This window comes from Paraburkholderia aromaticivorans, from assembly GCF_002278075.1.
GTDB classification, from domain to species: Bacteria; Pseudomonadota; Gammaproteobacteria; order Burkholderiales; family Burkholderiaceae; genus Paraburkholderia; species Paraburkholderia aromaticivorans.
The window spans coordinates 2990600-3017056 of record NZ_CP022989.1; the positions used below are offsets into that span (position 1 = coordinate 2990600).

Annotated in this window: 22 protein-coding genes; 14 read left to right on the forward strand and 8 right to left on the reverse strand. The window is 63.1% G+C overall.

From position 1 onward, the window contains the following. Window positions 1-173: 173 nt before the first annotated feature. Window positions 174-1367 carry a urate hydroxylase PuuD gene (locus CJU94_RS13710; RefSeq protein WP_095419139.1) on the reverse strand — a complete coding sequence of 398 codons (1194 nt, stop codon included), beginning with the start codon at window positions 1365-1367 and terminating at the stop codon, window positions 174-176. A gap of 356 nt (window positions 1368-1723) precedes the next feature. Continuing rightward, the gene (uraH, locus tag CJU94_RS13715; protein WP_095419140.1) at window positions 1724-2077 is read right to left on the reverse strand and encodes a hydroxyisourate hydrolase; all 354 of its coding nucleotides are present in this window, start codon (window positions 2075-2077) and stop codon (window positions 1724-1726) included. Between the two features lie 537 nt (window positions 2078-2614). On the opposite strand from uraH, the gene CJU94_RS13720 reads away from it, so the two are divergent. Continuing rightward, window positions 2615-4012, forward strand: coding sequence for an 8-oxoguanine deaminase (locus CJU94_RS13720; protein WP_095419141.1), 1398 nt, complete (start codon window positions 2615-2617; stop codon window positions 4010-4012). 63 nt (window positions 4013-4075) lie between these two features. Here the strand turns inward: CJU94_RS13720 and CJU94_RS13725 are convergent, their stop codons facing one another. Further along, entirely contained in the window at window positions 4076-5008 is a 933-nt protein-coding gene (locus tag CJU94_RS13725) for a LysR substrate-binding domain-containing protein (protein WP_074764203.1), read from the reverse strand. Between the two features lie 250 nt (window positions 5009-5258). Between CJU94_RS13725 and CJU94_RS13730 the strand changes: the two genes are divergently transcribed. The 4 genes from CJU94_RS13730 (at window position 5259) to CJU94_RS13745 (ending at window position 10174) form a co-directional block, all read left to right on the forward strand. Next, the gene (locus tag CJU94_RS13730) at window positions 5259-6860 is read left to right on the forward strand and encodes an ABC transporter ATP-binding protein (RefSeq protein WP_095419142.1); all 1602 of its coding nucleotides are present in this window, start codon (window positions 5259-5261) and stop codon (window positions 6858-6860) included. A gap of 77 nt (window positions 6861-6937) precedes the next feature. Next, complete coding sequence (locus tag CJU94_RS13735) at window positions 6938-8044, forward strand: ABC transporter permease (RefSeq protein WP_095419143.1); 1107 nt, start codon at window positions 6938-6940, stop codon at window positions 8042-8044. Between the two features lie 48 nt (window positions 8045-8092). Beyond that, on the forward strand, window positions 8093-9022 hold the full coding sequence (locus CJU94_RS13740) for an ABC transporter permease (RefSeq protein WP_095419144.1): 930 nt from the start codon (window positions 8093-8095) through the stop codon (window positions 9020-9022). A gap of 57 nt (window positions 9023-9079) precedes the next feature. Further along, window positions 9080-10174, forward strand: a complete 1095-nt coding sequence (locus tag CJU94_RS13745; RefSeq protein WP_095419145.1) for a BMP family ABC transporter substrate-binding protein — start codon at window positions 9080-9082, stop codon at window positions 10172-10174. A 163-nt stretch (window positions 10175-10337) separates the two neighbouring features. Here CJU94_RS13745 and CJU94_RS13750 read toward each other — a convergent pair whose 3' ends face one another. Beyond that, the gene (locus CJU94_RS13750) at window positions 10338-10544 is read right to left on the reverse strand and encodes a dodecin (RefSeq protein WP_091793652.1); all 207 of its coding nucleotides are present in this window, start codon (window positions 10542-10544) and stop codon (window positions 10338-10340) included. 203 nt (window positions 10545-10747) lie between these two features. On the opposite strand from CJU94_RS13750, the gene CJU94_RS13755 reads away from it, so the two are divergent. Together CJU94_RS13755 and CJU94_RS13760 are read left to right on the forward strand one after the other, a co-directional pair. Next, window positions 10748-11689, forward strand: a complete 942-nt coding sequence (locus CJU94_RS13755; RefSeq protein WP_244220962.1) for an NAD(P)-dependent oxidoreductase — start codon at window positions 10748-10750, stop codon at window positions 11687-11689. A gap of 83 nt (window positions 11690-11772) precedes the next feature. Further along, window positions 11773-13365, forward strand: a complete 1593-nt coding sequence (locus CJU94_RS13760; protein WP_095419147.1) for an ABC-F family ATPase — start codon at window positions 11773-11775, stop codon at window positions 13363-13365. Window positions 13366-13550: 185 nt separating this feature from the next. On the opposite strand, the gene CJU94_RS13765 is transcribed toward CJU94_RS13760, so the two are convergent. Further along, complete coding sequence (locus CJU94_RS13765; RefSeq protein WP_157763749.1) at window positions 13551-14747, reverse strand: acyltransferase family protein; 1197 nt, start codon at window positions 14745-14747, stop codon at window positions 13551-13553. A 170-nt stretch (window positions 14748-14917) separates the two neighbouring features. Here CJU94_RS13765 and CJU94_RS13770 point away from each other — a divergent pair, with 170 nt between their 5' ends. The 3 genes from CJU94_RS13770 (at window position 14918) to CJU94_RS13780 (ending at window position 18394) form a co-directional block, all read left to right on the forward strand. Further along, the gene (locus tag CJU94_RS13770; RefSeq protein WP_095419149.1) at window positions 14918-16342 is read left to right on the forward strand and encodes an aldehyde dehydrogenase family protein; all 1425 of its coding nucleotides are present in this window, start codon (window positions 14918-14920) and stop codon (window positions 16340-16342) included. A gap of 134 nt (window positions 16343-16476) precedes the next feature. After that, a complete protein-coding gene (locus CJU94_RS13775; RefSeq protein WP_095419150.1) occupies window positions 16477-17667 on the forward strand; it encodes an NAD(P)H-dependent flavin oxidoreductase in 1191 nt (396 codons plus the stop codon). Window positions 17668-17737: 70 nt separating this feature from the next. Further along, a complete protein-coding gene (locus CJU94_RS13780) occupies window positions 17738-18394 on the forward strand; it encodes an OmpW/AlkL family protein (RefSeq protein WP_095419151.1) in 657 nt (218 codons plus the stop codon). Window positions 18395-18531: 137 nt separating this feature from the next. Here the strand turns inward: CJU94_RS13780 and CJU94_RS13785 are convergent, their stop codons facing one another. Both CJU94_RS13785 and CJU94_RS13790 read right to left on the reverse strand, forming a co-directional pair. Next, on the reverse strand, window positions 18532-18735 hold the full coding sequence (locus CJU94_RS13785) for a DUF1289 domain-containing protein (protein ID WP_095419152.1): 204 nt from the start codon (window positions 18733-18735) through the stop codon (window positions 18532-18534). 202 nt (window positions 18736-18937) lie between these two features. Beyond that, window positions 18938-20242 carry an Nramp family divalent metal transporter gene (locus CJU94_RS13790; protein ID WP_095419153.1) on the reverse strand — a complete coding sequence of 435 codons (1305 nt, stop codon included), beginning with the start codon at window positions 20240-20242 and terminating at the stop codon, window positions 18938-18940. Between the two features lie 498 nt (window positions 20243-20740). Between CJU94_RS13790 and CJU94_RS13795 the strand changes: the two genes are divergently transcribed. The 4 genes from CJU94_RS13795 (at window position 20741) to CJU94_RS13810 (ending at window position 24844) form a co-directional block, all read left to right on the forward strand. Then, window positions 20741-21841: a polyamine ABC transporter substrate-binding protein gene (locus tag CJU94_RS13795; RefSeq protein ID WP_095419154.1), complete on the forward strand. Its 1101-nt coding sequence runs from the start codon at window positions 20741-20743 to the stop codon at window positions 21839-21841. A gap of 92 nt (window positions 21842-21933) precedes the next feature. Then, window positions 21934-23100 (forward strand): ABC transporter ATP-binding protein, encoded by a 1167-nt coding sequence (locus CJU94_RS13800; RefSeq protein WP_167397534.1) that lies wholly within the window; start codon window positions 21934-21936, stop codon window positions 23098-23100. Continuing rightward, window positions 23097-24026: an ABC transporter permease subunit gene (locus tag CJU94_RS13805; protein WP_095419155.1), complete on the forward strand. Its 930-nt coding sequence runs from the start codon at window positions 23097-23099 to the stop codon at window positions 24024-24026. The genes CJU94_RS13800 and CJU94_RS13805 overlap by 4 nt, the downstream gene beginning before the upstream one ends. Further along, a complete protein-coding gene (locus tag CJU94_RS13810) occupies window positions 24026-24844 on the forward strand; it encodes an ABC transporter permease subunit (protein WP_095419156.1) in 819 nt (272 codons plus the stop codon). Before CJU94_RS13805 ends, CJU94_RS13810 begins: the two co-directional genes overlap by 1 nt. Window positions 24845-24904: 60 nt before the next feature. Here the strand turns inward: CJU94_RS13810 and CJU94_RS13815 are convergent, their stop codons facing one another. Continuing rightward, window positions 24905-26308 (reverse strand): methyl-accepting chemotaxis protein, encoded by a 1404-nt coding sequence (locus CJU94_RS13815; protein ID WP_095419157.1) that lies wholly within the window; start codon window positions 26306-26308, stop codon window positions 24905-24907. Between the last annotated feature and the right edge of the window lie 149 nt (window positions 26309-26457).

Genomic DNA, 26457 nt, shown 5'->3' on the forward strand with positions numbered 1-26457 from the left:
ATTTTACGCCGAGATCAGCTGTTTTGTAGCCTATGGGCTACAAAACAGCTGATCTCGTCCTCGAGGGGCCTACGGCAAGCGGAACAAAAAAAGCGGGCCTCCCGCTCGCGCGAAGCCCGCTTCATCCTGCTGGTACATCCTTCGCCGCGCCGGGCAGCAAGCCCGGCCGGTAGTCACTTCGCGGCGCCCCCTTCGAACCATGCGGCGATCTTCATCCGCTCGTCGTCGGTCATATGCGTCACATTGCCAAGCGGCATGGCTTTCAGCGTCACGGCCTGCTGATAGATCCGCTGCGCGTTCTGCGAGATCTCATCCGGCGTATCCAGCAGCACGCCGGCGGGAGCGCTTCCCATCATCGTCGGATGGGCGGAGTGGCAAGCCACGCAGCGCTGTTGCAGAACCGGTGCGATATCGGCCACCTTGACCGCCGGCGAGTTCGCGGCTTGCGCTTGCGGCACGACCGGCTTCGGCATGGTCCAGAAGAGGGCGCCGAACATCAACGCGATACCCACCAGCGGCAGATACCACAGCACCTGGCCACGGTGGCGCATCACGAAGAACTGGCGAATCAGCGCGCCGGCCAGCATGATGACCAGCAGCACGGCCCAGTTGTACGGATGCGTATAGGTCATCGCGTAGTGGTTCGACAGCATGGCGAACACCACCGGCAAGGTGAAATACGTGTTGTGCACCGAGCGCTGTTTGCCGCGCTTGCCGTAGATCGGGTTCGGCGTGTCGCCCTTGAGCATGGCGTCGACCATCTTGCGCTGACCCGGAATGATCACGAAAAACACGTTGGCGGACATGATCGTTGCCAGCATCGCACCCATGATCAGGTAAGCCGCACGACCCGCGAAGATATGGCACGCGAGCCACGCCGCGATCAACACGTACACGCCGACGCAAATTCCCAGCACCTTGTCCTTGTTACCGAGGATGCGGCACAACGAGTCGTACACGATCCAGCCGGCGGCAAGGAAGCCGAGCGCGGAGGCAACCGCGACGACCGGCCCCATATCCAGCACGTTCCTGTCGATCAGATAGGTACTCGGCGAGAACAGATACAGCACGGTGAACAGACCGAAGCCAGACAGCCACGTGGTATACGACGGCCACTTCGACCAGTGCAGATCCTCCGGCATTTCCGGCGGCGCGACGGTGTACTTCTGCATGTTGTAGAAGCCGCCGCCATGCACGTGCCACAGTTCGCCGAACACGCCGCGTTTGCGCTGGTTCGGGTCGGTTGGCGGTTTCAGGCTGTTGTCGAGGGCCACGAAATAAAACGATTCGCCGATCCATGCGATCGCGGCGATGACGTGGAACCAGCGAATCGCCAGATTCAACCAGTCTGTGATAAAGCCTTCCATGAAACTCCTCCACTTCTGATTCGTTGTACACGCAACGGCGTTTGGCGCCTTGTGGAACCCGGCTGGCGGCCCGATGACAGGCAAAAAACGTCGCTACGCAGACTGCGGGGTGTCCCCCAGGGGATTTCTTTCAGGGCTACGCCCTTGGGGGGAAAGACGCGGTGCGCTCAGTTCGCACGGCGCCGTTTTTTTATTGGCTCGTCGGGTCGGATCGAGACGACAGGACCGCTTGCGTTCGATTGCGTTTCGCGGGTGCTCACATGTGCGTTCGTGAGCATCTGCGCAATGCAATCGAGTGCGCTGGGCAGGCGGCGCGAACTCGACCTCCCTTTCCCGACGCCTCGGCAGACGTCTCCTTAGCTGCCGCGATAGGTGCTGTACGACCACGGCGACACGAGCAGCGGCACGTGATAGTGCGCACTGGCATCGGCCACGCCGAAGCGCAACACGACGCGATCGACGAAACGCGGCTCCGGCACCTTCGTGCCGATCGACGCGAAGTAATCGCCGGCGCCGAACACGAGTTCGTATTCGCCCGCGACTAGCGCGTCGCCTTCGAGCAGCGGCTGGTCGCAACGACCATCGTCATTGGTCAGCGTGGTTTTGAGCGCGCGGCGCGTGTCGCCTGAGAGCGCGAAGAGTTCGACCTTGATGCCCGCGCCGGGACGGCCGTTGGCAGTGTCGAGCACATGGGTAGTGAGCTTTCCCATTCGCAATTTTCCTTATGTGAATGCGAGGTTTCGGCGGCAGCCCGATCCAGATACGTTTGCGGCGGATCGAGGCTCCACGTCAGTGGCTACATACCCGTCGGCGAATTGAAGCGAGCGCCGTGGCAGCCATTGTAAAAAGGTTGTTCCGCTCAGCGCGCGCGAGATAGGAAAGATAATAGCTGGCGCATGACAGACAGCCCGTTGAAAGCCGCAACGAGCCTATTTTTTCGACGATCACCATGCATTTGTCTTACCGGCGGATCGTACCGGCGCCAAAAAAGGCCCACTATATCGGCGGCGTGAAGTTGGGTATCGCATTGGCGTGAGTTGTCAGCATTATTTTGGCCGTCGAAGGTTACGTCTGTGCGTTGCAGCAAACATGAATCGACGGCGATTCAGCCGCAGCACACCCCGAAGACGGCGGCAACACGCTGGGTAACCGGGCCAACGGCGTTCAACACGACGCGGCGGCACGGTGGTGTGCCGTCACATCGCGTTCGAACGGCTTTGCACGGAAGCAATGAAGCGGAGAAACGAATGACGATGGAACAAGCGGCTAATCAAACGAACAAGCCGAAGAAAACGATGCTGGTCAAGCACGCGGACGTGCTGGTCACAATGGACGGCGCCCGGCGCGAACTGCGCGACGGCGGCCTGTATATCGAGGACAGCCGCATCGTCGCGGTCGGGCCGACGGCGGAGCTGCCGCAAACGGCCGACGAAGTGCTGGACATGCGCGGGCATCTGGTGATTCCGGGTCTCGTGAACACGCACCACCACATGTATCAGAGCCTGACGCGCGCGATTCCCGCCGCGCAGAATGCCGAGTTGTTCGGCTGGCTGACGAGCCTCTACAAGGTGTGGGCGAACCTCACGCCGCAGATGATCGAAGTCTCGACGCTCACGGCCATGGCTGAGCTGTTGCTGTCCGGTTGCACGACCTCGAGCGACCATTTGTATATCTATCCGAACGGCAGCCGGCTCGACGACAGCATCGCCGCGGCACGCCGCATCGGCATGCGTTTTCACGCGGCGCGCGGCAGCATGAGCGTGGGGCAGAAAGACGGCGGGCTGCCGCCGGATTCGGTGGTCGAACGCGAGGCGGACATTCTGAAGGATACGCAGCGCCTGATCGAGACGTACCACGACGAAGGGCGTTACGCGATGCTGCGCGTGGTGGTCGCGCCATGTTCGCCGTTCTCGGTGAGCCGCGATCTGATGCGCGAATCGGCCATCATGGCGAGAGAGTACGGCGTGTCGATGCATACGCACCTGGCGGAGAACGTCAACGACATCGCGTATAGCCGCGAGAAGTTCGGCATGACGCCGGCGGAGTATGCGGAAGATCTCGGCTGGGTCGGCCGCGACGTCTGGCATGCGCACTGCGTGCAACTCGACGACGCCGGCATCGAACTGTTCGCTCGCACCGGCACCGGCGTCGCGCATTGTCCGTGTTCGAACATGCGGCTCGCGTCGGGGATCGCGCCGGTCAGGCGCATGCGTCTGGCGGGCGTGCCGGTGGGCCTGGGCGTCGACGGTTCAGCGTCGAACGACGGCGCGCAGATGGTCGCCGAAGTGCGTCAGGCTTTATTACTGCAGCGGGTCGGTTTCGGTCCGGATGCGATGACCGCGCGCGAGGCATTGGAAATCGCGACGCTCGGCGGCGCGAAGGTGCTCAACCGCGACGATATCGGCGCGCTGGCGCCGGGCATGGCGGCGGACTTCGTGTCGTTCGACCTGCGCCAACCGCTGTTCGCCGGCGCGTTGCATGACCCGGTCGCGGCGCTGGTGTTCTGCGCGCCGTCGCAGGTGAGCTACAGCGTGATCGGCGGCAAGGTGATCGTAAAAGACGGGCAGTTGACGACGCTGGAACTCGGACCCGTCATCGAGCAGCACAACCGGTTGGCGAAAACGCTATACGAGGCGGCGGCGTAACGGACCAGGGCAAGGTTGTCGGCGGCGAGACAGGTGGCCGCCGGTAATCCGCAAAGCAAAGGCTTAAGGCTTGTCGATCAACGTCTTGGTCGCTTCGGCGACCAGGCTGCGCAGCCAGCGCACTTCGTCGGAGTAATGCACGCGCTCGTGCCACAACTGGTAGTACTGCATCGGCGGGAAATCGAGCGGTGCGGGCACCACGGTGAGCGGCAGGAATTTCGCGTAGTAATCGGCAAAGAGGCGGGTCGTCGTGAAGATCAGATCGGACTTGATCAGCACGTACGGCGCCAGATTGAAGTACGGCAACGTCACGACCACATGACGCTTTAGCCGCTCGCGCGCGAGATGCACGTCGATCGCGCCGCGCTGGCCCACCGAATAAGGAGTAGGCGCGAGATGCGGAGCGTTCAGGTACTGGTCGAGCGTGAGTCCGCCGCGTTTGGCGAACGGATGCGTGTTGCTCATCAGGCAGACGATCTGATCGACGAACAGGTTCGACAGGTGCAACTGCTCCGGCGGCTCCGGCCAGTTGCCGACCACGATGTCGAGCTTGCCGTCTTCGAGCGCGAGTTCGTAGTCGAAGGCCGGCCCGAGCGAATGAAACTCGAGCGTCGCGTTCGGCGCGGCCTGGCGAAAACGTTCGACTACCGTCGGCACGAACAGCACGTTCAGGTAGTCCGGGCAGCCGATCCGGTAGCAGCGGATCGAGGTCGCCGGATCGAAGTTGTGCTGCTGGAACTTGATGCGTTCGATTTCGCGCAGCGCGTTTTGCACCGGTTCGAGCAGGCGCAGGCCGTATTCCGTCGGCACCATGCCGGATTTGCCGCGCACCAGCAGCGGGTCGCCGGTGATGTCGCGCAAACGGCGCAGCGCCGCGCTGATGGCGGGTTGCGATTGATTCAGTTTGACGGCCGCGCGCGTGACGCTGCGTTCCATCAACAGGGTGTGCAAGACGCGCAGTAGGTACGTATCGATCGCCTCGCGTTGCTGACTCATGACTTCTCCGAAATATATGTTCTGGCTGATCGAATGGGCGTGGGGGTATATGACTTTTAATATGAACACAAAGCCGCGTCAAGAGTGGGATACCCGCAAAGCACGCTGCGGCGCGGGTTTGCGGGAATTTTGACGGCTCGACTGAGTAGGTCGAATTAGGTATTGTCATCCGGTTGTGGTGACGGATCGCTTGCCGGCAAGGCGGGCGGGCGCGCTGTAACCGGCAGTCACTGACGTACTACGGAATCACATGAGCGACTCTTCTTATAGCAACGGCGCCGCCGCGCAGCCGGCACCCAGGCCGGAACAGGCGGCGCCCCGGTTGGTGCTTCAGGGCATCACCAAACAATATCCGGCCGTGCGAGCCAACGACGACGTCACGTTGATCGTCGCGCCGGGCGAAATCCATGCCGTGCTCGGCGAAAACGGCGCCGGCAAAAGCACGCTGATGAAAATCATCTACGGCGCCGTGCGGCCGGACGCGGGCGAGATCCAGTGGGAAGGCCAGTCGGTCGAGATCGCGAGCCCCGCGGCCGCGCGCAAGCTCGGCATCGGCATGGTGTTCCAGCATTTTTCGCTGTTCGAGACGCTCACGGTCGGCGAAAACATCGCGCTCGCGCTCGACGAACCGTTCGATCTGAAGACGCTCTCGAAACGCATTCGCGAAGTCTCCGCCGACTACGGCCTCGATATCGACCCGCAGCGCCACGTGCACAGCCTGACGGTAGGCGAGCGGCAACGCGTCGAGATCGTGCGCTGCCTGCTGCAGAACCCGCGTCTGCTGATCATGGACGAGCCGACCTCGGTGCTGACGCCGCAAGCGGTCCGCAAGCTGTTCGAGACGCTGCGGCGGCTGGCCGCCGAAGGCTGCAGCATTCTCTACATCAGCCACAAGCTCGACGAAATCCAGGAACTGTGCGACACCGCGACGGTGATGCGCGGCGGCCGCGTGACCGGCCACGTGAAGCCGAAGGGCGAAACCCACGCGTCGCTCGCGCAACTGATGGTCGGCCATTCGCTGCCGGACTACACGCGGCGCGAGCACAACCCGGGCGCGGTGCTGCTCGACGTGAAGCGACTCTCGGTGGAAAGCGACGACCCGTTCGGCACCTCGCTGCGTGACGTGTCGTTCGGCGTGCATGCCGGCGAGATCTTCGGCATTGCGGGCGTCTCGGGCAACGGGCAGGCCGAACTGCTGTCGGCGCTGTCGGGCGAAAAGCGGGGCGTGCGCGCCGACGCCGTGACGATTTGCGGCAAGGCGGCCGGGCGCCTCGGCGCGGGAGGCCGGCGCGCGCTCGGTTTCGGCTTCGTGCCAGAAGAGCGCCTCGGGCGCGGCGCGGTGCCGGCCATGACGCTGTCGGAAAACGCGCTGCTCACCGCGCATCGTCAGCAGATGGTGAGTTCGGGCTGGATCAAGGCGGGCGCGATGCGCGCGTTCGCGAAACGCTGCATCGACGCTTTCGACGTGCGCTGCGGCGGCTCCGAAGCGCTCGCGCAGAGCCTGTCGGGCGGCAATCTGCAGAAGTACATCATGGGCCGCGAGATTCTGCAGGCGCCCAAGGTGCTGGTGGTCGCGCAGCCTACGTGGGGCGTCGACGTCGGCGCGGCGGCGTTCATTCGCCAGCAGCTGCTCGACCTGTCGGCGCGCGGTGTGGCGATTCTGGTGATCTCGGAGGAACTGGAAGAGCTGTTCGACATCTGCGACCGCATCGCGGTGCTCGCGGGCGGCAGGCTCTCGCCGGTGCGCGCCACGGGGGCGACCAATGCCGAGGAAATCGGCCGCTGGATGGCGGGCCTGTTCGGCGACCGCGAGGGTGCGGCGCCTTCCGCGGAACAGCCGGCGCACGCCTGATCCGGCCTGCGGCGCACGCGCGTCAGGTCGCCCGGTATCAGGACCAGAACCAGAACCCAGATAAGCACACGCTACCCATGACTCTTCCGTATCGACTCGAAGCACGCACGACGCCCTCGCGCACCATGCAGCTCGCCGTGCCGCTGATCGCCGCGTTGCTCACGCTCGCGATCGGCTTTCTGATCTTCAGCCTCGTCGGGCGTGATCCGTTGCAGGCCATGCACGCGTTTTTCATCGAACCGCTCTCCAGCGTGAACGGCTGGTCCGAACTGCTGCTCAAGGCGTCGCCGTTGTGCCTGATCGGCCTCGGTCTTGCCATCGGCTATCGCGCCAATGTCTGGAACATCGGCGCCGAAGGGCAGATGCTGCTCGGCGGTATCGCCGCGAGCGGCGTCGCCATCTACTTCGATCAGGCCACCGGCTGGTGGATCCTGCCGACCATGATGATCGCCGGCGTGCTCGGCGGCATGGCGTGGGCGGCGATTCCGGCACTGCTCAAGAGCCGCTTCAACACCAACGAGATTCTGGTCAGCCTGATGCTCACCTATGTGGCCACGCAACTGCTGATCTACCTGGTGAGCGGCCCGTGGCGCGATCCGCAGGGCATGAACTTCCCGCTCTCGGAGATGTTCAGCGGCGACGCGCTCTATCCGACTTTCTCCGGCGACTGGCACATCAAATGGCTGCGCGGCACGCGCCTGAACGCGTCGGTGTTCGTCACGCTGATCGCGATTCCGCTCGTGTGGGTCTTCATGCGCAAGAGCTTCGCGGGCTACCGCATGAACGTCGGCGGTCTCGCGCCGCTCGCCGCGCGCTACGCCGGCTTCTCCGACAAGAAGACCATCTGGACCTCGCTGCTGATCAGCGGCGGCCTGGCTGGCCTCGCCGGCATGGGGGAGATCGCCGGCCCGATCGGGCAATTGCAGGCCACGTGGTCGCCGGGTTACGGCTTCACGGCGATCATCGTCGTGTTCGTGGGGCGGCTGCATCCGCTTGGCATCGTGCTCGCGAGCCTGCTGATGGCGTTGCTGTATCTCGGCGGCGAAGCGGTGCAGACCTCGATGCAACTGCCGCAGGCGCTGTCCGGCGTGTTCCAGGGGCTGTTGCTGTTCTGCCTGCTGGGCGCCGACCTGTTCGTGAACTACCGGGTGCGGCGCCGAACGCTGGCCGCCCTGGCTCACTGATCGGCTCGCCGACATTCGCTCACTGCTAACTGATTCCGCCGGATCCCCATGGACATTCAACAAGCCAGCTCGCTCACCTCGAGCGCCGTCACCGCCGCGATTCCGCTGATGTTCGCGGGCGCCGGCGAACTCGTCACCGAAAAATCGGGCGTCCTCAACCTCGGCGTCGAAGGCATGATGCTGATGGGCGCGGTGACCGGCTACGCGGTCACCGCGATCACCGGCAACCCGTGGCTCGGCGTGCTCGCCGCGATCGGCGCCGGTCTCGCCATGTCGCTGCTGTTCGCCTTTCTCACGCTCACCATGCTCGCCAACCAGGTCGCCACCGGCCTGTCGCTGACGATCTTCGGCATCGGCCTCTCGGCGTATGTCGGCAAGCCCTATACGTCGGCGGCGGTGCGCGCGACCATCGACACATGGACCATTCCCGGCCTTTCGAAGATTCCGGTGCTCGGCCCCGCGCTGTTCAGCCTCACGCCGCTCGATTACCTCGCGTTCCTGATGTTCGCGGTGATCGGCTGGTTCCTGTATCGCACGCGCGCGGGCCTCGTGCTGCGCTCGGTGGGCGAATCGCCGCAAGTGGCGCACTCGGTCGGCTTTCCGGTGGTCGGCGTGCGCTACGGCGCGGTGGCCTTCGGCGGTGGCATGGCCGGGCTCGCGGGCGGCTATTATTCGATCGTCAATCTGCACCTGTGGCAGGAGCAGCTCACCTCGGGGCGCGGCTGGATCGCGCTCGCGCTGGTCGTGTTCGCGACGTGGCGCCCGGGGCGCCTGCTGATCGGCGCGCTGTTGTTCGGCGCCGTGACCGGCCTGCAGTTCTACGCGCAGGCGATCGGCGTGCCGGTGCCGACGCAGTTCCTCGCGATGCTGCCGTACGTCGCGACGATCGTCGTGCTGGTGCTGATCTCGCGCAATCCGAATACGATCCGGCTGAATGCACCTGCTTCGCTCGGCAAGCCGTTCTTCTCGGCGGGCTGATCGGCCACCCATCGGCCATACGCTTCACATCATTCGATAAACACGACAGGAGAAAACATGAAGAGAAGAAATCTGCTGACCGCTTTCGCGTGGGGCGCGGCCTCGCTGGCGCTCGCGGCGCCGCTCGCGCAAAGCGCGCAGGCCGCCGATGCGCCGGGCGTCGCGTTCGTCTACCTCGGCAATCCGGGCGATGCCGGCTGGACCTTCGCGCACGACCAGGGCTCGAAGGAAGCGGAAGCGAAGTTCGGCAGCAAGATCAAGATCACCCGCATCGAAAACGTGCCGGAATCGGCCGACTCCGAGCGCGTGTTCCGCGATCTGGCGAACAAGGGCAACAAGATCATCATCGGTTCGAGCTTCGGCTACCAGGACTTTGAACTGAAGGTCGCCAAGGATTTCCCGGACACCGTTTTCCTGCACGCGACCGGCTACAAGAAGGCGCCGAACTTCGGCACCTATGACGTGCGCATGTATCAGGGCGCGTATCTCGCCGGCGTCGCCGCGGGTTATGTGACGAAGACCAACACGCTCGGCTTCGTGGCGTCGGTGCCGATTCCGGAAGTGATCCGCAACATCAACGCGTACACGCTGGGCGCGCGTTCGGTGAATCCGAAGGTGCACACCAAGGTCATCTGGATCAACAGCTGGTTCGATCCGGGCAAGGAAAAGCAGGCGGCGGAAACGCTGATCGGTCAGGGCGCCGACGTGCTGCTGCAAAACACCGATTCGAGCGCCACGCTCGCCACGGCATCGGAAAAGCACGTGCACGCGTTCGGCTGGGATTCGGACATGAAGAAGTTCGGTCCTGACGCGCATCTTGGTTCGGTGGTCGCGCACTGGGGCGTGTATTACAACGCGGCGATCCAGCAGGTGCTGGACGGCAAGTGGAAGAACGACCCGGTGTGGTGGGGCATTCCGCAGAAGGCCGTCAATCTCGAAGATCTGAATACGGCCGCGATTCCGGCCGACGCGCAGAAGCAGGTCTCGACCAAACGCGACGAACTGGCGGGCGGCAAGTGGGACGTGTTCACCGGTCCGATCAAGGATCAAGCCGGCGCGGTGAAGGTGCCGGCGGGCAAGACGCTGACCGATCCGGAACTGCAACGCCTGAACTGGTATGTGGAAGGCGTGGACGGGTCGCTGCCGAAGTGAGGGCGTCGGCTGTGTAGCGGCGTCGGGAAACGATGCCTGAAGCGGCGTCGAACAGCCCGATCAGGCGGCGGTCTTGGCAACCGCTTCGAGAAGCTGCGTCCGGTACGGACGCAGCTTTTTTTCATTGTGGATTTTTCGCGCCGGCTTGCGCGCCGGCCATACTTCAGTCGATGCGCAAGCCGACCTTGATGGTCACCTGCCAGTAAGCAACCTTGTCGTTCTCGATCTGGCCCCGAGTCTCCGTCACTTCGAACCAGTGCAGATTGCGTAGCGTTTTCGACGCTTTCGCAATGGCCGTGCTGATGGCGTCGTCGATCGATTTGGTCGACGAGCCGGTCAGTTCGATCTGTTTGTAGACGTGTTCGGACATGAACTTCCTCCTTTGATCTTCGTTGGTGTTCGAAAAGTATAGGCAACGCCAGCGCCGCGAATGGCTCTCGCTTGAGCGGATCATGTCGCACATGCCGTGCCCGGTATGCCGTAGCCGGACACGGCCGTTATCATGTACGCGCAACTCAATCTGAAATCCGACGAGGTTCGAAAGTGGAAATTGGTTTTTGCGGTCCCGGTTTGATGGGCGCGCCGATGATCCGGCATCTGCTGCGCGCGGGGCATCTCGTGCATGTGTGGAATCGCACGCGGGCCAAGGCCGAAGCGCTGCGGGCGGACGGCGCCCAGGTGGTCGACACGCCGCGTGAGCTCGCGGCGCGCTGCGAGGCGGTGCTGCTGTGCGTCGCGGACGCCGCCGCGGTCGAACAGACCGTTTTCGGTGCGTTGGGCCTCCTGAGCGCGGATGCGCCCGTATCGGGCCGCTTGCGCTGGATCGTCGATCACTCCAGCATTCCGCCTGCCGCGACGCGCGCCTTCGCGCAGCGCGCGGCGGCGCTGTCGGCGGTTCGAGCAGGCGAAAGCGCGGCCGACAGCGCGGGCGAAAGCGCGGGCAAAGTCGCGGGCGAGCTGGCCGGCGGGCCCGGCTGGATCGACGCGCCGGTCTCGGGCGGCGTGGCCGGCGCCACGGCCGGCACGCTGGCCGTCATGGCGGGCGGCGCGGCCGCGGATGTCGAAGCCGTCAGGCCGCTGCTCGGCGCCTACGCGGCGCGCGTCACGCACATGGGCGAGGTCGGCGCCGGACAAACCGCCAAGCTGTGCAATCAGACCATCGTCACCGCGACGCTGGCGGCGATCGCCGAGGCGGTCAGTCTCGCGCAGCGCAGCGGGCTCGACGCCTCCCGGCTGACCGAGGGTCTCGCCGGCGGCTGGGCCGACTCGGTGCTGCTGCAGCTTTTCGTGCCGCGCATGACGCAAAGCGGCCTCGCGCCGATCGGCGCGTTCCGGACCTTTCAAAAGGACGTCGACACGGTGGCGGCGACCGCGTATGAGACCGGCACGCCGATGCCGGTATCGTCGACGGTTCAGCAATTGCTGCGGCTCGGCGCGGCGATGGGGCTCGGCGAGGCCGACCTGTCGGCCTTCATCGACGTTTTGCAGACGCCAAGAGGCGGCCAAAGGCAGTAGCGCGACGCGCGCGCGGGTTGAAATCGCGATAACCTGCTAAAATATTGGGTTTTTCGCCGATATCACATTCAAAGGGACGCGCCGTGCTGTCTACCGTCAATATCACCATGCAATTCGGGCCGAAGCCCCTCTTCGAGAACATCTCGGTCAAATTCGGGGAAGGGAACCGCTATGGCCTGATCGGTGCGAACGGCTGCGGCAAGTCCACCTTCATGAAGATTCTGGGCAGCGACCTGGAGCCGAGCTCCGGCACCGTCATGCTCGAGCCGAACGTGCGCCTCGGCAAACTGCGTCAGGACCAGTTCGCATACGAAGACGTACGCGTGCTCGACGTCGTGATGATGGGCCACACGGAAATGTGGGCCGCCATGACCGAGCGCGACGCGATCTACGCGAACCCCGACGCGACGGACGACGACTACATGCACGCCGCCGAGCTCGAAGCGAAGTTCGCCGAGTACGACGGCTACACGGCCGAAGCGCGCGCGGGCGAGCTGCTGCTCGGCATCGGCATCGCGATCGAGGACCACAACGGCCCGATGAGCAACGTCGCGCCGGGCTGGAAGCTGCGCGTGCTGCTCGCGCAGGCGCTGTTCTCGAAGCCGGACGTGCTGCTGCTGGACGAGCCGACCAACAACCTGGACATCAACTCGATCCGTTGGCTGGAAGACGTGCTCAACCAGTACAACTCGACGATGATCATCATCTCGCACGATCGCCACTTCCTGAACCAGGTCTGCACGCACATGGCCGACATGGACTTCGGCACGCTGAAGGTCTATCCGGGCAACTACGACGACTACATGCTGGCGAGCACGCAGGCGCGCGAGCGTCAGCAGAACGCCAACGCGAAGGCGAAGGAACGCGTCGCCGACCTGCAGGACTTCGTGCGCCGCTTCTCGGCGAACAAGTCGAAGGCGCGTCAGGCCACCAGCCGTCTGAAGATGATCGACAAGATCAAGATCGAGGAATTCAAGCCGTCGTCGCGGCAGAACCCGTTCATCCGCTTCGAGTACGAGAAGAAGCTGCACAACATCGCGGTGGTGGCCGAGAAGATCTCGAAGAAGTACGATCGTCAGATTTTTAACGACTTCAGCATCAGCGTGCAGCCGGGCGAGCGTATCGCGATCATCGGCGAGAACGGCGCGGGCAAGACCACGCTGCTGCGCTCGCTGCTCGGCAAGCTGGAGCTCGATCACGGCACGGTGAAGTGGGCCGAGAACGCGAACATCGGTTACATGCCGCAGGATACGTACGAGGAGTTTCCGGACGACGTCACGCTGATGGACTGGATCGACGTCTATCGCAAGGAAGGCGACGACGAGCAGATGGTGCGCGGCACGCTCGGCCGGCTGCTGTTCAACGCCGACGACATCCGCAAGTCGGTCAAGGTGCTCTCCGGCGGCGAGAAGGGCCGCATGATCTGGGGCAAGCTCATGCTGGGCCGCCACAACGTGCTGCTGATGGACGAGCCGACCAACCACATGGACATGGAATCGATCGAGTCGCTGCAGATCGCGCTCGACAAGTTCGAAGGCACGCTGATCTTCGTTTCACACGATCGTGAATTCGTGAGCGGCCTCGCGAACCGGATCATCGAGGTGAAGACGAACGGCACGCTGAACGATTTCGGCGGCAATTACGAAGACTTCCTGTTGAGTCAGGGCGTGCAGTAAGCGTCCGAAATTGCTCGCTCATAAGGGGCTTCGTCTCTGTGGCACAGTAGGGACGTGATCCTGTAGCGAGTCGATTTTCTGAGGACCAAGGGCGTGCAACCGGCAACGGTTGCACGCCTTTTGTTTTCCGAGCATCGAACGGTGCTCGCCGGCGCCCGAATCGCGCCTGTCGATCCGAACGGCTTCTATTCCGCCAGCGCGCTATTCGATCTCGTGGCGTTAGCCGGCAGATTTTGAATGATCCGGCGCCCGAGGTTAATGCCACCTCGTTCGATCACATAATAAGTCGCAATCGAGACGGCAATGATGCAACCGTAGGTCAGAAACGTGACAAGCCAGAATCGCTGGGTGGTGAACACAAGATTGGCGTTGTATCGGGGGAACTGCATCAGCAGATTGATGATCAGCCCGTGCAGCAGGTAGATGCTGTAACTGATATTGCCGAGCCGTTTCGTGCCCGCTGCGGTCAGGATGCCGAATGCCGAGGCCCCTGAAGCAATGCAAAAGAACGATATGCCGAGAAGCACGGTTGCCAGATTCGTATAAGGACCGCCCGATATCAGGATCGCAAATGCGCCGGCAACAATCGCAACAAACGAGCGGACGGCGCCATTGCCCTTCAGTTTGGGATATGTCCGAAGCAGGCTCGCCGTGAGCATGCCGATCAGGAAGTGTTCGATGAAGACTACGGACAGATCGGTGATCACTGCATTGCCGAACAGCATGAAAATGAAGGCTGAAGCAGTGATGGCAACCGTAGCCTTCTCGCGGGCCACAATAGCGAGCAGCGGAAGCGCCATGTAGAAGAGCCATTCATAATGAAGGCTCCATGTTTGCCCGACCAGCCCCAGATACTCGGGACGATTGAGGAACGGTGTCGGCTGGTTGACGATGCCGAAGAAAAGCCATTGCGAGAGTTGCGCGGCCGTTTGACCCATTGTCTGAGTCGCCGCAATGCCGACATGGCGAATGACAAATATGAAATACGCGACGATCAGAAGCAGGTAGAGCGGGTAAATCCGGAATGCGCGGTTGACATACAGTTCAAGCCATTTGATGTTGCCCTGTCGATCGATCAGGCGTCCCCAAAATAAATAACCCGTGATCATGAAGAACACGGCCACGGCGCCCGGCCCGATGAACGAGTAAAAGGGTGATGGCGGCAGCCCTGATGTCCTGTTCTTCAAGTTGTAGGCTGTCATCACGAAATGATGAAATACAACCGCTGATGCAAGAATGCCACGCAATCCGTCGATTGAATCCAGACGGTGTTGATGTGCAACGGGCGCGGTATCCAGGCACGAAAAGACTCGCTTCACCGACAGAATGAGGATCGTGACACCGATAATGACCAGGGTTGGCCATATCGAAAGCATATTCATAATAGTTGTTCCCTTGGACGGGGCTTTCCGGGCGTGCGCTTCGCATTGCAATGCAATCGTACTACATCCGGCTTTCGCTATTTGATGGTCGTGCACCCGCATCAACCTTCCCATGCTGGCTGGTTAGAATAGAAGACCATTCCGGAGACGCAGACAGGGGACCGACCATCATGAAGACCTACGACCAACTCTATATCGACGGCAAGTGGATCGCGCCGAGCGGCACGAGCACGATCGACGTGATCGACTCGGGCACGGAAGAGATCATGGGCCGCATCCCCGCAGGTATCGAGGCCGACGCCGAAAGCGCGATCGCCGCCGCGCGCGTCGCGTTCGACGGCTGGGCCGCCACGCCCGCCGCCGGGCGTGGCGAGTTTCTGCGCAAAATCGCGGCGAACCTGAAAGCGCGCACCGACGAACTGGCCAGTTTGATCGCCGGCGAGGTCGGCATGCCGCTCAAGCTCGCTCGCGCGATTCAGGTGGGCGGTCCTGTCTACAACTGGGGCGCGTATGCGAAGCTCGCGAGCGAGTTCCAGTATGAGGAACGCGTCGGCAATTCGCTGGTGGTGCGCGAGCCGGTCGGCGTGGTGGCGGCGATCACGCCGTGGAACTATCCGCTCAATCAGGTCACGCTGAAGGTCGCGGCGGCGCTCGCCGCCGGTTGCACGGTGGTGCTCAAGCCCTCGGAGATCGCGCCGCTGAACGCGTTCGTGCTTGCCGAGGCGATCCACGAGGCCGGGCTGCCGGCCGGCGTGTTCAACCTGGTGAGCGGTTATGGGCCGGTGGTGGGCGAAATGCTGGCGAGCCATCCGTCGGTCGACATGGTGTCGTTTACCGGCTCGACGCGCGCGGGAAAACGGGTGTCCGAGCTGGCGTCGGCGACGGTCAAACGCGTGGCGCTCGAACTCGGCGGCAAGTCGGCGTCGGTGATTCTCGACGATGCGGATTTCGCCGCGGCGGTCAAGGGCACGGTCAGCGCGTGTTTCCTGAATTCCGGACAAACATGCTCGGCGCACACGCGCATGCTGGTGCCCGAGACGCGTTACGACGAAGCGCGCGCGCTGGCGAAGCAGGTCGCCGAGACATACGTGGCGGGCGACCCGCGCCATGAAACGACCCGTCTCGGCCCGCTGGCGTCGGCGGCGCAGCAGGCGCGCGTGCTGCACTACATCGCGAAGGGAATCGAGGAGGGCGCCGAGCTGGTGACGGGGGGCGCGGGCTTGCCTGACGGGGTGTCGAAGGGCTTCTTCGTCAAACCCACCGTGTTCGGCCGCGTGCATCCCAAGGCGACGATCGCTCAGGAGGAAATCTTCGGCCCGGTCCTGTCGATTCTCACCTACAAGGACGAAGAGGAAGCGGTTCGGATTGCCAATGATTCGCCGTATGGCCTCGGCGGCGCGGTATGGGCCGGCAGCGACGAGCGTGCGGTCGGCATCGCGCGGCGGATCCGGACCGGTCAGGTGGATATCAATGGCGGTGCATGGAACATGGCCGCGCCGTTCGGCGGCTTCAAGCAGTCGGGATTCGGGCGCGAGAACGGCGTCTATGGACTCGAAGAGTATCTCGAACTCAAGTCCATGCAATTCAAGGCGTGATCCGATTCACATGACCGGCATCAACGGATCGGCACATACGACTCGGCCATTTACCGGCACATTGACCTGAAACAACGCAGGCTGCGCCCAACCAACGATTATCACCGCTTCGATAATCCGCCATTGGGCCAGTCATGCTCAACTCTCATTCTTTCCCGCCGCTCGTCATTCGTGGCCGCTCGCTGCTGCCTATCGTGCAAGGCGGCATGGGCGTCGGTATCTCGGCGCACCGGCTGGCCGGCAGCGTCGCTCGTGAAGGCGCGCTGGGCACGATCGCCAGTATCGACCTGCGACATCATCATCGCGATTTGATCGAACGTTGCCGCGAGTCGCCCGAGCGTGCCACGCTCGAACAGGCCAATCTCACCGCGCTGGCCCGCGAGATCCAGGCCGCCAAAGCGCTGAGCGAGGGCCGCGGCATGATCGCCGTCAACGTGATGAAAGCGGTCAGCGCGCAGGCCGACTACGTGCGCGTCGCGTGTGCGAACGGTGCCGATGCGATCGTCATGGGCGCGGGTCTGCCGCTCGATTTGCCGGACATGACCCAAGGCCACGACGTCGCACTGATTCCGATTCTGTCGGATAGCCGCGGCGTCGCGCTCGTGCTGAAGAAGTGGATGAAGAAAGGCCGTTTGCCCGACGCCGTCGTGATCGAACATCCAGCGCACGCGGGCGGCCATCTCGGCGTCAACAACCTGGCCGATCAACACGATCGACGCTTCGATTTCCTGCGCGTCCTCGAAGAGCTCGACACGGTTTTCACGTCGCTCGGTTTGAACCGGCAGGACGTGCCTTTGATCGTCGCGGGCGGCATCAATAGTCATGAGGCGGTGCGTGCGCTGCTGAATGCGGGCGCAAGCGGCGTGCAACTCGGCACGCCGTTCGCCGTCACCGAGGAAGGCGACGCGCATCCGAACTTCAAGCGCGTGCTGGCCGACGCTTTGCCCGAGGACATCGTGGAGTTCGTCAGCGTGACGGGGCTGCCGGCGCGTGCCGTGAAAACGCCCTGGCTGATGCGGTATTTGCGGCACGAGACGAAAATTCGCGAGAAAGCCGGCGCGCTCAAACACGCTTGCCCGACCGCGCTCGAATGTCTGAGCGCTTGCGGCTGGCGCGACGGTATCGAGAAGTTCGGGCACTTCTGCATCGACACGCGGCTCGCGGCGGCGTTGCGCGGGGACGTGGCAAACGGTCTGTTCTTCCGTGGCCGCGAAGCGTTGCCGTTCGGCTCCGCCATTCGCAGCGTGCACGACCTGCTCGAACTGCTGCTCACGGGAGCGGCGCGACCGGCTGTCGCAGGACGTTGGGCGTTTTCTCTGACTTGATACGCGTCAACATGCCGCGCGACGAGAACTTCGACAATCCCCACACGCAAACAACTACTTGGGGAAGCAGATGAACCACTCGTTAAGGAACCGACTTCGGGCCGCCGCCATTGCATCGAGCCTGTTGTGCGCAGGCACTTTTGCCCCGCAGGTGCACGCCGCGGGCGACGACACGATAAGCGGCATTCACGCCGGCGACGTGCTGGTGCGTTTGCGCGCCATCAGCATCATGCCGAATGTGAGCACCACCCAATCGTTGTCGGCGCTCAACGTGGATGTGAACAACGCCATCGTGCCGGAGCTGGACCTGACGTACATGATCCGCGATTACCTCGGCGTCGAGCTGATTCTCGCCACCTCGAGGCATCAGTTGACTTCGAGCCTCGGCAATCTCGGCGGCGTGAACGTATTGCCGCCCACGCTGCTGCTGCAATATCACTTCAACCACGCAGGACGGATTCGTCCGTATCTCGGCGCGGGCGTGAACTACACGCTGTTCTATAACAACGGCCTGAACGCGGGCGGTCAGTCGATCGGGGTCACCAATCACAGTTGGGGCCCGGCGTTGCAAGCCGGCGTCGACGTTCAGGTGACCAAGTCGCTGTTCGTCAACGCGGACATCAAGAAGATCTGGATGCACACGGATGCGACGCTCGGCGGACAGGCGCTTGGCCGCTTGAGCATCGATCCGGTAGTGGTCGGCCTCGGTGTCGGGATGCGCTTCTGAGTTTCGCGCGCGGTTCGTGCGTGCGTGTTCGACCGCATACACCAATGGAAACGCCGGGATATCCCGGCGTTTCCATTGGTGCGTCGACCTGAGCGCGACGCTGCCGCATACGCGCGGCACGACGCATTCGACGAGACCTATAGCTTGTCGTTGGCGAACCGCATCGCCGTGCCTTGCCGCTCGATGCGAACCCACACGGCGCGCTTTTCCTCGTCGCTCAGAAAGACCCAGTTGGACACTTCGGCGGCGGTGCGGCCGCAGCCTTTGCATATGTCGTCGAACAGCGTGGAACAGACGCCGATACACGGGCTGTCGGGAAGATCGTGAAGATTCGAAGCCATCGGAAACCTTGGGGCGAAGAGGCGAAGTTCCGCTATGTTAACCGATGCGCGGCAAGCGCCGTGCCGTGCGCGAACGGCGTGGCCGCCGTCCGCGCACGCTTGGCCGCATCCGCCGTATGTTTGGCGGCGTCGCCGGTCATGTCGAGATACTTGAAGATTGCTTACAAACTCACTTCATCTTGCCTCGTCAAAAAACGGCGGTTCAGCTGCCGAAGGCCAGTTGCCACAACAACGCGCTATTGAGCATGACGATGAACGCGGCCGACAGCCACGCCAGCGCGAGCGGTATGCCGCGTACGCGCCAGCCGCGCATCAGCCCGGCGTCCGAGGTGTAGCGGATCAACGGCACGACCGCGAGCGGCAATTGCAGGCTCAGCACCACCTGGCTTGCCACCAGCAGTTGATTGGAACCGTGCTGGCCGAACATCGCGACCGCGAAGAGCGCCGGCCCGATCGCGAGTGCTCGGGTCAGCAAGGCGCGCTGCCAGCGCGGCAGGCGAATGCGCAGAAAGCCTTCCATGACCGCCTGGCCGGCCAGCGTGCCGGTGACCGTTGCACTCAGTCCGCAGGCGAGCAGCGCCGCCGCGAACAGGATGCCGGCCCAGTGCGTGCCGACGAGCGGCGCGATCAGCCGGTGGGCATCCGCGAGATCGGTCACGTCGCGATGGCCGCTGAGGTAGAACACGGCCGCGGCCACGATCAGCAGCGCCGCGTTGATCACGAACGCAAACGAAAGCGCGCCGAAGGTGTCGAGATTGACGACGTGCAACGCCGCCCTGATCTGTGCGTCGCTGCCGTCCGGCGCGTGGTGCTTGACGAGCGCCGAATGCAGATAAAGGTTGTGCGGCATGACCGTCGCGCCCACGATGCCCGCCGCGAGCCACACCATGCCCGCGTTGCGCAGCAACTCGACGCTCGGCACGGTGCCGGCCAGCGCCGCGTGCCAGTCCGGCCGCGCCAGCGCGAGCTGCACCACGAAGCACAGGCCGACGAAGCCGATCAGCGCCGCGATCACCGCTTCGAGCTTGCGGCCGCCTTTCTGCTTGAGCGCGAGCAGCGCGAAGGTGCACACTGCCGACATCAACACGCCTGCCGTGAGCGACACGCCGAGTAGCAATTGCAACGCGACGGCGCTGCCGACCACCTCGGCGACGTCGCACGCGATGATCGCGACCTCGCTGGTCACCCACAGGAAAAGGGTGCCGCGGCGGCTCGTGCGTTCGCGGCAGATCTGCGCGAGGTCGCGCCCGGTCACGACGCCAAGGCGCGACGACAGCCATTGCAGCAGCATGGCCATCAGGCTCGATAGCAGCACGATGCCGAGCAGGCGGTAGCCGTAGCCCGCCCCGGCGCCGAGCGCGGTCGCCCAGTTGCCCGGATCGATATAACCGACCGCGATCAAAGCCCCCGCGCCGACGAACGAAAACCAGTGCGCCGGACGCGCCGGCCCATTGGCCGGCAGACGCCGGCGGCGGTGGGGTCGCAATGCGGACGGATTGGTGTTCATCGGTGCCTGAGGTTCAAGACTGCATCCTCTTGCAAGCCGCGTGCCCGGCGGGCGTGGGCGGGGCCGCACCGACACGCGCCGGGCGGCGCGTTGTCGACGGCTCTCGAGGACTATTGTGCACCGTCGCACGTCAGGCGGCTCGACCTCATATCGACCTCGCCGCACCCGCGCCGCGCGGGATGCGGGTGAGGGCAAGCCGCCTTGGGTCACCCCCCTTTGCGCGGGCGCGGCGCGCCTTCACGGCGGCAATTCGACCGTGAGATAACCGTGCGGCCGATACAGGTGTTTTTTTCGGGTAGACACGCGCCCATAACCCGCTAAAATTGCGGCCAAATTTCCAGCGGCGCGGCTTGCGCTGTGCCGTTTGCGCGACAGCCCGGGATTTTTTTTGGAGCGCGCAATAATTGGTGGTACTTTTCGGGTTTTTCAGGGGAGCCGCGCGCGGTGGCGCGGCGTAGGTGAGACGGCCGGCTCGGCCGGTCAGGAACGGAGAACGGGATGAAAAGACGGGTAGTGGGGCAAGTGGCGGCGCTGGTCTTGTGCGCGACGCCGTGGTTGACGGCCGCTGCGAAAGACACGCAGCTGAACGTATATAACTGGTCCGATTACATCGCCAAGGACACCATTCCGAACTTCACCAAGCAGACCGGCGTCCAGGTCAAGTACGACAACTACGACAGCGACGACACGCTGCAAGCCAAGCTCCTCACCGGCAATTCCGGCTACGACATCGTCGTGCCGACCAGCAATTACGCCGGCAAGCAGATCGCCGCCGGCATCTTTGCGCCGCTCGACAAATCGAAGCTGCCGAACCTCAAGTACCTCGATCCGTCGCTGATGGCGCTCGTCGCCGGCGCCGATCCAGGCAACAAATTCACCGTGCCCTGGGCTTACGGCACGACCGGCCTCGGCTACAACGTCACCAAGGCGCAGCAGATCCTCGGCAAAGGCGTGCCGCTCGACAGCTGGGACGTGCTCTTCAAGCCGGAAAACATCTCGAAGCTGAAGGCGTGCGGCGTTTCCGTGCTCGACGCACCGGACCAGATGTTCGCCGCCGCGCTGCACTACATCGGCAAGGATCCGATGAGCACGAACCCGGCCGACTATCGCGCCGCGCTCGAGATGATGAAGAAGATCCGCCCATACATCACGCAGTTCAACTCGTCGGGCTACATCAACGACCTGGTTGGCGGCGACGTGTGCTTTGCGTACGGCTGGTCGGGCGACGTCGTGATCGCCAAGCATCGCGCGCTCGAGGCGAAGAAGCCTTACAAGGTCGAGTATTACATTCCGAAGGGCGGCGCGCCGGTGTGGTTCGACGTGATGGCGATTCCGAAGGACGCGAAGAACAAGGACGCCGCGCTCGAGTGGATCAACTACATCGAAACGCCGCAGGTTCATGCCGCGATCACCAACGCCGTCTATTATCCGAGCGCCAACCTCGAAGCGCGCAAATATGTGGACAAGGACGTGGCGAACGACCCGGCCGTGTATCCGTCGCCTGAAGTCATCAAGACCCTGTTCCTGCTCAAGCCGCTGCCGCCGGAAATCCAGCGGCTGCAAACGCGGCTGTGGACTGAATTCAAGTCCGGCCGCTGACCCGCGGCCGGTGTGAACAGGTAAGCATCATCATGAAGCCCTCGGTGTTCACCGGGGGCTTTGTTCGTCAAACGCCGGAGTAAAGCATTGTGATGAGTAGTGACCAGTCGGGCGCGCTGGCGGGGGCCGCCGCGCCGTCCCCGAGCCTGAACGCCGTTGCGGGCGACGCCACGGACAACTTCGTCCAGATCGTCGACGTCGTGAAGAAGTTCGGTGAGACCGTGGCGGTCAAAGGCGTCAACCTGTCGGTGAAGAAGGGCGAGCTGTTCGCGCTGCTAGGCAGTTCCGGCTGCGGCAAGTCCACCTTGTTGCGCATGATGGCCGGGCTCGAAAGCGTGACCTCGGGCAAGATCCTGATCGACGGCGAAGACCTCGCGCAATTGCCGCCGTACCGCCGGCCGGTCAACATGATGTTTCAGTCGTACGCGCTCTTTCCGCATATGACGGTGGAGGGTAACGTCGCCTTTGGCCTGAAGCAGGAAGGCGTGCCGAAGGCCGAACTGAAGGAGCGCGTGCAGACCGCGCTCGAACTCGTGCAGATGGGCCGCTTCGCGAAGCGCAAGCCGAATCAGCTTTCGGGCGGCCAGCAGCAGCGCGTCGCGCTGGCGCGATCGCTGGTCAAGCGGCCCAAGCTGTTGCTGCTCGACGAGCCGATGTCCGCGCTCGACAAGCAGATCCGTCAACGCACCCAGATCGAACTGGTGAACATTCTCGACAAGGTCGGCGTGACCTGCGTGATGGTCACGCACGATCAGGAAGAGGCGATGACCATGGCGGCCCGCCTCGCCGTGATGAGCGAAGGCGAGATCGTCCAGCTCGGCACGCCGCACGAAGTCTATGAGTATCCGAATAGCCGCTTCTCGGCCGAGTTCATCGGCTCGACCAATCTGTTCGAAGGCCATACGGTCGAAGACGAGCCCGATCACGTATTCATCGAAACGCCCGATCTGCCGTGCCGTCTGTATGTGAGCCACGGTATCACCGGTCCGCTCGGCATGCCGGTGACGATCTCGGTGCGCCCCGAGCGCATCGCGCTCACCCGCAAACCGCCGGAGGGCGCGTACAACTGGGGCAAGGGCGTGGTCACGAATATCGCGTACATGGGAGGCTATTCGCTCTATCACGTGAAGCTCGATGGCGGTAAAACAGTGATTGCCAACGTGACGAGCCTCGCGCTGACCGAGATCGATCCGCCCACGTGGGGCGACGAAGTGTACGTGCGCTGGAGCGCGTCGGCCGGTGTGGTGCTGACGTCATGAAGCGCTCGTTCAATTCCTTCGCCACCTGGCCGGTGCGGCGCTTCAACCTGAGCGGCCGTACCGCGGTGGTCGCCGGTCCGTTCGTCTGGCTGCTGCTGTTTTTCCTCGTGCCGTTCCTGCTGGTGGTCAAGATCAGCTTCGCCGATTTGCAGCTCGGCATTCCGCCCTACACGGAGTTGACGAAGTTCGCGGACGGCGCGGTTCACATCACGCTCGATCTGTCGCATTACGCGTTTCTGCTGACCGACAGCCTCTATTTCGCCACCTATGTGAATTCCGTGGTGGTGGCCGCGATCTCGACGCTCCTGTGTTTGCTGATCGGCTATCCGATGGCGTATTACATCGCGCGGTCGAATCCGGCCAGCCGCAATCTGCTGATGATGGCCGTGATGCTGCCGTTCTGGACGTCGTTTCTGATTCGCGTGTATGCATGGATCGGAATCCTGAAGAACAACGGCTTGCTGAACAATTTCCTGATGTCGGTCGGGCTGATTCACACGCCGATCGAGCTGTATCACACCAATACCGCCGTTTATATCGGCATGGTCTATTCGTATCTGCCGTTTCTCGTCATGCCGCTGTACGCGCATCTGGTGAAGATGGACATGACGCTGCTGGAGGCCGCCTACGACCTCGGCGCGAGGCCATGGAAGGCATTCTGGCAGATCACCTTGCCGCTCTCGAAGAACGGCATCATCGCCGGCTGTTTGCTGGTGTTCATTCCGGCGGTGGGCGAGTACGTGATTCCCGAATTGCTGGGCGGCGCGAATACGCTCATGATCGGCCGCGTGATGTGGAATGAGTTCTTCGACAATGCCGATTGGCCGATGGCGTCCGCCGTGACGTGCGCAATGGTGTTGTTGTTGTTGGTGCCGATGGCGTTTTTCCAGTATGCGCAGGCGAAGGCGATGGAGGAAAGGCGCTGATGAAGCCGAACCGGATTTTGCAGTTCATTGCCCTGGGGATCGGGTTTCTGTTTCTGTATGTGCCGATCGTGAGTCTGATTGTGTATTCGTTCAACGAATCGCAGCTGGTCACGGTGTGGACGCGTTTTTCGACGCGCTGGTATGCGGCGTTGCTGCAGGATGACGAGCTGATCGCGGCCGCGTGGTTGTCGTTGCGCGTGGCGTTGTTGACGGCGTTCGCGTCGGTGATCATCGGTACGTGGGCGGGGTTCGTGCTCGCGCGCATGGGGCGGTTTCGCGGCTTCACGCTGTATACCGGCATGATCAATGCGCCGTTGGTGATTCCCGAGGTGATTCAGGGGATCTCGTTGCTGCTCCTCTTTATCGAAATGGCCAAGTGGCTGGGGTGGCCGGCCGGACGTGGCATTTTCACGATCTGGATCGGGCACGTGATGCTGTGTATCTCTTACGTGGCGATCATCGTGCAGTCGCGGGTGAAGGAGTTGCATCCTTCGCTCGAAGAGGCGGCGCTGGATCTTGGGGCCACGCCGTTGCGCGTGTTTTTCTTCATTACGTTGCCGTTGATTTCGCAGGCGCTCGTTTCCGGGTGGTTGTTGTCGTTCACTTTGTCGATCGACGATCTGGTGCTGTCGGCGTTTCTGTCCGGGCCGGGTTCGACGACCTTGCCCCTCGTCGTGTTCTCGCGCGTCCGGTTGGGGCTGAATCCGGAAATGAATGCATTGGCTACGCTGTTTATAGCGGTGGTGACCGTTGGCGTGGTGCTCGCTAACTACTTTATGCAGCGGGCCGAGCGGAAGCGGGCGGTCATGGCGGTTTAGGGCGTGAGGTGGTGGGGCGTGCCCTCCGCAACGGACCCGGCCGCCCACCACCTAAAAACCTCAAACCTTATACCCCATCCGAACTCCGCCCCAATGGCGTCCCCCGACGAAAACAGGTGCGGACGCATCCTTCATCAGCACGAACTCGCCGCCGCCCATATCGCGCCGATAGGTCTGCAACAGGAACGGTTTCGTATGTGAAGCAGCCGCCAGCCCGGTGCGATCATCGAACCTGCGCCGGTTACGGCAATTCGCCATATTCCAGACCACATCATCACGCTGCGGTAAAGAAAACTTCAGATTGTGCGTCGGCAGATAACCGCGCGAATCGATCGCCGCACAAAACGCCACTCGCGGGTCGAGATCGAGCAAAGGCTCCTGAATCGCCGGCAACACCCGGTCGGTGAATGCGGTAAAGCGCGTCATGAACTGCGGCGGATTGCTCCCGGCCACGGGCACATAATGCTGATCGAACAGATCGTCGAGCGATATTTCACCGCGCGCCACGGCCGTTTCGAATGTCTTGCTCACGGCGGCCGCCGCCTTTCGCACCGCGTCGATAAAGCGGGTATCCGCCGTTTCCACGCCGGTCGCGGCGGTCAGTTCGATCAAGGTTTCGGAGACGCCGAGCAGGTTCCCCAGGCGATCCTTCGCCTGTACGAAGTTTTCGCTCGAATCCTCGACGCCGCTCGCCATCTCCAGCACCTGCGCCTCGAGTCCGTCGCACTGCGTTTCTATCTCGCCGGTCAGCACCGCGATCTGTTCTGCTTCATCGTTCAAATGCGCGATCGCATCGCCGGTTGCATGCACGACCTCGCCGATCTTGCGCGTGCCTTCGCGCACCCGGTGTGCTCGCGCGGTGTTCGCGGAACCCTCGGTGATCAACTGCTCGGTCTGCTGCGTGAGTTGCGCGAGTGTCGTCTCGATCTGCCCGGTGGCTTGCGCGGTCTTCGCCGAGAGGTTTTTCACCTCGGCCGCCACCACCGCGAAGCTCTTGCCGGAGTCGCCGGCGCGCGCGGCTTCGATCGCGGCATTCAGCGCGAGCAGATGCGTCTGGCGGGCGATCAGCGAAATCTCCTCGGAAACGCGGCTCACATGCGCCAGCGCGCTGCGCAGCGCGCCGATCTGGGTTTCGATGACGGTCACGCCTTCCACGAGTCCGTGGATGTCGGCCAGCGACGCTTCGAGCGTTTGCTGCGAATCCTGCACGCCGGTTGCGGCTTCGGCGGATACGTGGCTCATCTTCCGCGCGGCGGCGGCAATGCGATGGTTGCCGGCGAGCGTCTGCGCCGCCGATTCGCGCAGCGCCAGGCACACGTGCGCCTGGCGCTGCACGCGCGCGGCCACTTCCTCGACGTGGCCCGATACGTCGCAGATCTCGATGCCCAGCTTGCCGGCTTGCGCGGCAATATCGCCGACGACCGTCTGCGAACGGGCCGCGCGGCGAAAGCTGAAACGCGTCATGGTCGTCTCCTGGGATGGCGCCCTTGGCGCAGTCAATCGACACAGTCATCCAGCGCGGATGCAGCGTCCTCCAGATGCTTTGACGGCAGACTTTCAATCGACTTGATACGGGGTATCCCGCAGTCGTTATCATGTGCGGTCCAACCCCG